General features: G+C 53.2%; 8 protein-coding genes. 4 read left to right on the top strand and 4 right to left on the bottom strand.

Going from position 1 to position 8858, the window contains the following annotated elements:
- Positions 1-144: 144 nt before the first annotated feature.
- Entirely contained in the window at positions 145-1368 is a 1224-nt protein-coding gene (locus HKN79_07955; GenBank protein ID NNC83495.1) for a tyrosine-type recombinase/integrase, read from the bottom strand.
- A 90-nt stretch (positions 1369-1458) separates the two neighbouring features.
- On the opposite strand from HKN79_07955, the gene HKN79_07950 reads away from it, so the two are divergent.
- Entirely contained in the window at positions 1459-1857 is a 399-nt protein-coding gene (locus tag HKN79_07950; protein NNC83494.1) for a hypothetical protein, read from the top strand.
- A gap of 237 nt (positions 1858-2094) precedes the next feature.
- On the opposite strand, the gene HKN79_07945 is transcribed toward HKN79_07950, so the two are convergent.
- A complete protein-coding gene (locus HKN79_07945; protein ID NNC83493.1) occupies positions 2095-2454 on the bottom strand; it encodes a hypothetical protein in 360 nt (119 codons plus the stop codon).
- A gap of 65 nt (positions 2455-2519) precedes the next feature.
- Here HKN79_07945 and aroC point away from each other — a divergent pair, with 65 nt between their 5' ends.
- A complete protein-coding gene (aroC, locus tag HKN79_07940) occupies positions 2520-3599 on the top strand; it encodes a chorismate synthase (protein NNC83492.1) in 1080 nt (359 codons plus the stop codon).
- On the opposite strand, the gene HKN79_07935 is transcribed toward aroC, so the two are convergent.
- Together HKN79_07935 and HKN79_07930 are read right to left on the bottom strand one after the other, a co-directional pair.
- Positions 3590-4132 (bottom strand): VanZ family protein, encoded by a 543-nt coding sequence (locus HKN79_07935; GenBank protein ID NNC83491.1) that lies wholly within the window; start codon positions 4130-4132, stop codon positions 3590-3592. The genes aroC and HKN79_07935 overlap by 10 nt on opposite strands.
- 22 nt (positions 4133-4154) lie before the next feature.
- Positions 4155-4844 carry a DUF2490 domain-containing protein gene (locus HKN79_07930; protein NNC83490.1) on the bottom strand — a complete coding sequence of 230 codons (690 nt, stop codon included), beginning with the start codon at positions 4842-4844 and terminating at the stop codon, positions 4155-4157.
- An 82-nt stretch (positions 4845-4926) separates the two neighbouring features.
- Between HKN79_07930 and HKN79_07925 the strand changes: the two genes are divergently transcribed.
- Both HKN79_07925 and HKN79_07920 read left to right on the top strand, forming a co-directional pair.
- Positions 4927-6252 carry a dicarboxylate/amino acid:cation symporter gene (locus tag HKN79_07925; GenBank protein ID NNC83489.1) on the top strand — a complete coding sequence of 442 codons (1326 nt, stop codon included), beginning with the start codon at positions 4927-4929 and terminating at the stop codon, positions 6250-6252.
- A gap of 162 nt (positions 6253-6414) precedes the next feature.
- Positions 6415-8858, top strand: a 2444-nt coding sequence (locus tag HKN79_07920) for an AsmA family protein (GenBank protein NNC83488.1), incomplete at its 3' end; no start/stop codon positions are given.

Genomic DNA, 8858 nt, shown 5'->3' with positions numbered 1-8858 from the left:
CGACCCACCGAAGGATCTGGGACGGAAATCGCTGGAGGGCCCTGACGGGCGACATGTGCGAAATGGCCGCGTGGCTTTGTGTGCCCGCTTAGAAAGCGCAGGAAGGGAAGAGGGGTTGAGTCCTAACTTGTTTATATGATGAAGTTAATGCAATTTATCACTACCATTTGGAATGATAAACGCCACTTGGTGGTCACTGGAGTTATGAGCAGGGCCTCCACCGTATTCGCTCACTAGTGCATCCAAGGGATTGATATCCGTCTTGTTGTTCCGGATATGCGTGTAGCGCATGGTGGTCTTCACGCTCCAGTGCCCCAGAAAATCCTGGATATAGCGTAGTCCCAATCCAAGCTCGAGGCAGTGCGTTGCATAACTATGACGCAAGGTATGAGGTGTCACGCGTTTCTTGATCCCTGCACGCTTGGCCGTATCGCTCACCACCCGCCCAACGCTCGTCCCGGAGTATTGGAGACTGTTCTGCCCATTCAATAGATACTCCTCGGGGCGATATGCGGCCAAATAGCTCCGTAGTACGCCCATCAGGACTTTGCTCATGGGGACTATCCGGTCCTTAGCTCCCTTGCCTTGTCGCACATGGATCACCGCTCGGGATATATCGATGTCCTTGAGTTTGAGGTCCAGCAGTTCTTGCCTACGCAGCCCCTGCGCATAGAGGATGAGGATGATCATCCTATGCTTGTCATTGCGGGCACAACGACTCATGGCGATCACCTCCTCCTTGTTCAGCACGGTAGGCAGGAAATTGGATCTCCGTGCGTACTCGAGATCGCGGCTGTCTATCTGACCTTTCACTACGCGTTCGAACAGGTGCTTCAATCCTCCAGTCAGCTGTTTCTGCGCGGAGACACTCTTGCCTTGATCGATGATCATCACCTTATTGTATTCGATCACATCCTCCATTTCCAGGGACTCCAAGGGGCGATGATTGAAATACTTGAGGAAGGGGAGCAAGGCCGATCGATATTGCTTGATCGTACTCGGTCGGTACCGCAAGACCTCCAGATCGACCATCAATCGATCGAGCGCTTCCAGTTTGTCGGCCGCGAGCACGCTGTGCGGTATGCTATGGGCGCGTATATCGGTCTGTCCTTCCGGGTATGTGCGCAGGTGGCTGATATTGACCCAGATCTTTCCCCTGAAACGGTCCAGGAATTGACGGACAGTATGCGCTTGTTCTTTCAGCACATACATCCGATGCTGCGCACTGAAGGAAACTCCTTCCTGGCCGCTCACCAGCCGTTCTATGATAGGGTCCTTGGGAACCTGTATGCCGATGTATCGTGCATTGCTGTCTTGTATTCTATACAGCCGTATGCAGGCTTGCGCATCGGGATATGATCTTCTCATGGCACCAAAGAGAGGTCAAGCCGATGCCAGATAAAAGAAAAAGCGTAAGTATTTACGTAAAATTAAACGTAAAATGATTTACTTACGGCTGTGAATAGACGATGTCAGCACTGTCAAGAGCCGCTCGAGGGGAGGGTCGACAAGATCTTCTGCGATGCACAATGCCGTGGATTGTTCCACTATCACCATAAGAAGGAGCGCAAGGTCACCTTGTTCGACAGTATCGACAAACAGCTCAAACTCAATCGCAGACTCCTCAAGCATTTCAACCGCTCGGGTAAGAGTACCATCAGAGCCACCAAACTGGAGGAGGCCGGATTCAATCCCGCCTATTTCACGCACTACTGGAAGAACAACAGGGGACAGGTCTACCTCTTCTGTTACGATGTGGGTTTTCTTGCCACCATGGAGAATGGAAGAAGGAAATTCCTCCTGATCGATTGGCAGGACTACATGGCTCCCAAGCGTGCCAAACACCATCCACTCTGATCGAGGGTGTATATCTCGCCCATTCCAGAGCACTCGCTCGCACACGGATGTGTGAGAAGCTCATCCGGCATAAGATGGGAGTGCACTCTGCTGGCTGAGCAGAGGGTCACTTATCTCTTGGATTTCTTTTCGCGCTTGGCGGCCTTCTTCTCCTTAGGAGTCATGGCTGCTTCTTTCTTCACATTCTTTTTTGAGTCTTTTCCTTTTGCCATAACACTTTGTTTTTGATCCGATCTTCTATTGATTGATTCCTTCTACCTGCATCACAGGACGCACCTCTATCTTCCAGTTCCCTTCTTCGAAACGCGGGTCTGATTTGGCCACCTTGATGGCATCGTCCAGGGTCTTTGCGTGAATGATATAATACCCCGCGATCACCTCACGGTCTGTATCTATCGCTATATGCACCATCTTGTCTTCCGCTTTGGAGACGATGGCTCCTTGAGGCTTCAAAGGTTGGGCATCCGTCATGACGCCCTCCTCATGCATAGACTTGATAAATGCGCCTGTCTTTTCGATGTGGCTCCTCTGTTTGTCTTTGGGGAGTTTGGCCATCGGGTCGCCCTTGGCACGTATCAAGAGGATGTATTCATTCATATTGAGAAGGTATTGTCTGTAAGTGAAGGTACTCTATCGCATAGAACTAGCTGTACATTTATCGCATGCCACAGAATACACTCGGACATATCCTTCGCCTGACCACCTTTGGAGAATCCCATGGCCCGGCCATCGGGGGAATCCTCGATGGATGCCCAGCGGGTCTCCCGCTGGACATGGACGCTATCCAGCGGCAGCTGGATAGACGTAGGCCGGGCCAATCCCACATCACCACCCAGCGCAAGGAGAGCGATACGGTACACTTCGTATCCGGACTCTTCGAAGGGAAGACCCAAGGCACGCCCATCGCCTTCATCATCCATAACGAGGACGCCAAGTCCAAGGACTACAGCCACATCAAGGATAGCTATCGGCCCTCCCATGCCGATTTCGTCTTCGAGAAGAAATACGCCACGCGCGATTATCGCGGTGGAGGGCGCAGCTCCGCTCGGGTCACCGCACCCATTGTAGCCGCAGGCGCCATCGCACAGCAGCTGTTGGCCCATCAGGGGGTGGACATACGCTCCTGGGTGAGGCGGGTACACCACATAGAGACCGACTATGATTACAGCGACCTGGACCTGGATCGCATCGATTCAAATCCCGTGCGCTGTCCCGATGAAGAGGTGGCCGCTCAGATGCTGGAACTTATAGAAGCTACCCGTAAGGAAGGCGATACCCTCGGTGGGGCCATTGCCTGCCGCGTGGCCGGAGTCCCGGCCGGATGGGGTGAACCGGTATTTCAGAAGCTCCATGCCCAACTGGCCCAGGCCATGATGGGTATCAATGCGGCCAAGGCCTTCGAGATAGGCAGCGGGATGGCCGGCACCTTCGATAAGGGTTCCGAGCAGAACGATGTCTTCATCAAAGCAGGAGAAGAGATACGCACGGCTTCCAACAATTCAGGCGGCATACAAGGCGGTATCAGTAACGGTGAGCATATCTATTTCCAAGTGCATTTCAAGCCCATCGCCACGCTCATGCGCGATCAGGATTCGGTGGATACAGAGGGCAACCCGGTGACGGTCAAAGGCAAAGGACGTCACGACCCTTGTGTACTTCCCCGGGCCGTACCCATCGTAGATGCCCTCGCAGCCCTTGTACTGGCCGATGCCATGCTCATGGCCCGTACCGATCAGCTCTGACGGAATCGTTCCCGGGTCCAGCGCAGCACTCCGATGGTAGTCATGGCGATCATGGCGGCCGAGATATTGAAGACCACATCTTCCCAGGCAAATACCCGAGTAGGGATGAAGTACTGTATGGCCTCATCGATGAAGCCGAATAGCCCCGTGAGCAGGATGGCCACGAGGGCTGGATAACGGAAGCTGCCGCGTTCTTTCAATGCCTCATAGATGAGGATGGAGATCACCCCATATTCCATCAGATGACTGCGCTCCTCCACCATCTCTATGCGGAAGAAGAGCATGAGCAATACCCCGGTGATCCCGGCCCAGATGGCGACTTCGCGTACATCGGGTCGCTGGAAGAGTCCCAGGGTGATACATACGGCAGCGATGAGGAAGAACACGGTGATGAAGATGGGCGTGAGCAATCCCTTTTCTCGCAAGAAGGAGGAGAACTCCGGAGCTGCCGAGTGGGTGGCATAGATGAGCAGCAGGAGTGCTGCAGTCAGCGTCCAGAGCCGTTTTTCACGCGATGTTCTGAAATAGGCCACCTTCCAAGGTAGCCATTCCGCTTCAGAAGGAGTGGTGCAGACTGAGCTGCAATTGATCCTTTGACCAATTGTCGGTCACCTGACGCATCACACCCAGCTGCACGCGTAGATTCTTCTGGATGGAATAGCCCAGGGCCGTGTAGGTCCGGTTGCGGTCGAAAAGCTCTACCGTTCGTCCGTCCCCGATATTGCGTTGACCATTGACGAAAAGCTCATTGTAGAGCGCGAGATAGATAGCCCCTTCATCCAGGTCCTTCTGATTGAAGGGCACATTGACAAAGAGCATGTAGCGATAGCGGCTACGGGTATCCTGATCTTCCACCCATCGCTGCTCGAATCGCATGCGATGCGTCAGATGGAATCGACCCAGCAGAGTAGGGAAGAGGGCTTCCTGATAGATGCGGCTCTCAGCACTGGTCGCATCGCTATCCCCAAAGGCACCGGTGGTGATATTGCCATAGCCCAAAGTGAATTTGATCTTGGCATTATCAGGCGTGTAGGTCACACCGCCCCGCAGGAGCAATTGCTCCAGGTCTCCACCCAGGTCCCAGTTCCTGAACTGTATATCCCCTTGGGCTCCCCAAGGTCCTTCTTCGGAGAACTTCACACTGAAGAAGTACATGTACCAAGCGCCCAATTGATCTTCATCGAATTGTGCCTGGAAGGGAAGTGCACAGCTGATTAATAGTAGAGTAGTAAGGATCTTTTTCATCATGGGAGGCCAAAAATAGAACCTTCATCCCTTTCGCCCCACATACCGTCTTCTGATTATCTTGACCGCTTAATTCACATCTATGAAGAAGCTGGCATTGCATTGGAAGATCCTGTTGGGAATGGTGGTCGGAGTGATCTTCGGTCTGGTCATGTCCCAGATATCCGGTGGCGCAGAGTTCACAGGCGATTGGATAAAACCCTTCGGGACCATCTTCATCAATGCCCTCAAGCTGATCGCCATGCCGCTGATCATCGCCTCACTCATCAAAGGGGTGAGCGACCTCAAGGACCTCAGCAGCCTCAGTGCCATGGGCGGTCGCACCATTGCCACCTATGTGGTCACTACCGTGATCGCGGTGAGTATCGGTCTACTGGTGGTCAACATCCTCCAACCCGGATCGAGCATCACGGCCGAGACACGTACCGAACTCCTCGAGAGTTACGCCTCTGATGCGCAGGCCCGTATCGATCAAGCGGAGAATCAGAAACAGGCCGGTCCTTTGCAGGCCTTGGTGGACATGGTACCCAGCAATATCTTCTCGGCCGCTTCGGAGAACCGCAATATGCTCCAGGTGATCTTCTTCAGCATCTTCTTCGGCATCGGGCTCATCCTCATTCCCGGTGAGAAAGCAGAGGCCGCCAAGAAATTCTTCGACTCCTTCAACGAGGTCATTCTCAAACTCATCGATCTCATCATGCTCTCGGCACCTTATGGGGTCTTCGCACTATTGGCCGCACTGGTGGTAGAAGCCCCCAATGCCGACCTCTTTGCCGCTTTGGGATGGTACGCTCTCTGTGTCGTGATCGGACTCATCTTGATGATCATCGTCTATATACTCGGTGTGTACTTTCTCACAGGGAGAAGTCCGGGCTTCTTCTTGAACGGCATCTCTCCGGCCCAGCTTCTGGCCTTCTCCACCAGCAGCAGTGCCGCTACACTTCCGGTGACCATGGAGCGTGTAGAAGAGCATTTGGGGGTCGATCGCCATGTGACCTCCTTCGTCCTACCCATAGGCGCGACCATCAATATGGACGGGACGAGTCTGTATCAGGCGGTGGCTGCCGTATTCATCGCACAGACCTTCGGCATGGACCTCACCCTGACCCAGCAACTGGGCATCATCATGACGGCCACTTTGGCCTCCATAGGCTCGGCTGCAGTACCGGGTGCCGGTATGGTCATGCTGGTCATCGTACTGGCCCAGGCGGGTATTCCAGAAGCTGGATTGGCACTCATCTTCGCCATCGACCGCCCCTTGGACATGTGTCGTACGACCGTCAATGTCACTGGGGATGCTTTTGTGTCCATGTTCGTAGGGAAGACCGTAGGCATGCTGGGTGACCCGAAGGTGCAGGATTGGGATGATCACTACCAGGCCGGGCAGAACGACACCAGCTCGCTGTGATTCACACGAGCCTTGCCAACGCTGTATTCTCAGAACATGGAGGACACGCTGTAATTCTGCCCAAAGTGGAATAACCTTTGATGCAGAATGGGATGACCATTGCTCCATCACAGGTGGGATGGATGGTCGCAAATGATACTTTTGACGAGCTATCGAGACCCCATGAAAAAACTCCTGAAAATCCTCGCAATTCTGCTTCTAATCGTGGTTGTTACTGCGATCGCGGTTCCCTTCCTATTCGAAGACCGATTGGTACAGATCGTCAAAGACAATGTGAACGCCAGCCTCGAAGCCGAAGTGGATTTCGGTGATATCGATCTCAATCTGTGGTCCGATTTTCCCGATTTCACTTTCCGTATCGAGGAGATCACGGTAGACGGCATCGATCGTTTTGACAGTTTACGACTGGCCAGTATCGGAGAAGCCTCTTTCACTCTGGATGTGATGAGCGTGATACGTGGAGATAAGCTTCGCATCGAAGGCATCCATGTGGATCAGGCCTATCTCAATGCCGTGGTCATGGAGGATGGTACGGCCAACTATGATATCATCAAAGAATCCGAGACCGAAGCAGGAGATACTGTGGATGTCAGGGATGAGTATGTCATCCTTCTTGAAGAATACGATATCACCAACAGCGAGATCATCTATGATAACCGATCCCTGGGTGCCTTCATCCACCTGCAAGGGCTCGACCACTTCGGAGACGGTTCATTGACCGATCAGCGCTATGATCTCAATACCCTCACCACCGCAAAGACCGTGGATGTCCGGTACGATGATATCCATTATCTGAAGAAAGCAGATGCGGAGATCAAGGCCGTTTTCGATATCCAAGATGACTTCAGGGAGATCAACTTCAAGGAGAATGAGATCCGGGTCAATGCCCTTCTTCTCACGGCAGATGGGAAGGTACTCCTCCCGGAGGACGGGGTGGATATGGACATACGCTATCACAGCACCGCCAATGACCTGAAGACCCTTCTGAGCCTGGTCCCAAGTGAGTACATGCCCGATCTGGAAGGACTAGAGACCCAAGGGACCATCGATATCCAAGGGGATGTGATCGGACATTACGATGACTTCTCCTTTCCTGGATTCTCTTTGGCCGCTCAGGTGAAGGATGGCCGCATCCAATACCCCGATCTACCAGAGGATATTGACGAGATCGTCCTGGCCATGGAACTTGATTTTCCCGGAGGAGGAACCAATTTCAACACCACTACCCTGGACCTCTCCTCGGTACACATGAATATCGCTGAGAGTCCCATCACCGGCTCACTCTTCCTCAAGGATATGGTGACCGACCCCTTCATCAGGACCGATGTCAAAGCCCAGCTGGATCTTGGACGTGTCAAAGAGGCCGTGACCATGGATGGGGTGCAGGAGTTGAAAGGAGTGATCACTGCCGATCTCGATCTGGAAGGAGCGATGTCCGCCATCGAAGCCCAACGCTATGCGGATTTCAAGGCCGCAGGTCAATTGATCGTGCAGGACTTACGGATAGCTGGAGACAGCATTCCTGTTCCCGTGAGCATTTCCACAGCCCACCTCAATTTCACCCCGGCCTACCTGGAAATGCCCAATCTCATGGCTACTCTGGGCGAGAGCGATATCAAGGCCAATGGTCGTATCAGCAACTATCTGGGATATGCCCTCCAGAATGAGGAGTTGAAAGGAAATATCCAAGTAGAGAGCCGATTACTCGATCTCAATGAATTCTTGGTAGAGACCGTTGCCCCCGTTCAAGAGGACAGTGCAGCATCCAATGATTCGGGACAAGAGCTATCGGAAGGCAGTGAAGAGGAGGGTATCATTCCAGTACCAGCCGGTGTGGACCTCACACTGGACGCCCGCTTGGATGAGGTACGCTATGAGAACCTCACCCTCAATGACATCAGAGGACGTATCCAGGTGAAGGATGAGGTCGCTCGCATGGAGAATGTCAGCATGAAGACGCTGGGAGGAATGGCCACCATGGACGGCACCTACAACACCCAGAGTTTGGAGGCACCCGCATTCGACCTTGTATTCAAACTCAATGGGCTGAATATCTCCAATACCGCAAGCGCCTTCAATACCGTGAAGACCTTAGCGCCTATTGCAGAGAAAACAGAAGGTAGCTTCACTTCTGAATTCCGGATGTCCACCCTTCTGGACGGTGGCATGAACCCGATATTCTCCTCGCTCAGTGGAGGAGGGGATCTCAGCACCGATGAGGTCATCGTAGAGAATTTCAAAGCCCTGATGAAGATCGCGGATGCCCTGCAGTTGGACAATTGGAAGAGCCAGCGGGTCAAGAACATCGACCTCGATTTCCAGTTCGTGGATGGCAAGGTGGTCGTAGAACCCTTCCAGGTGAAACTGGACGGTATCGAGTCCACCATTGGCGGGGCAATGGGCTTCGATCAGCAATTGGATTACGATGTGACCATGAAGATCCCGGTCGAAAAGCTCGGGGGTAGTGTGGATCAACTGCTCAACGGATTGGTCGGCCAGGCCAATGCTCTGGGACTGGACTTTTCCGTAGGACAATATCTGGATATGGCATTCGATGTCACCGGTCCCATGACCGACCCCAAGATCAGTCCACGTATCCTCGGTCA

This window comes from Flavobacteriales bacterium, assembly GCA_013001705.1.
Lineage (GTDB): Bacteria > Bacteroidota > Bacteroidia > Flavobacteriales_D > JABDKJ01 > JABDLZ01.
The sequence above is the reverse complement of the archived record's forward strand: the minus strand, read 5'-3'. Positions and strand labels throughout refer to the sequence as shown.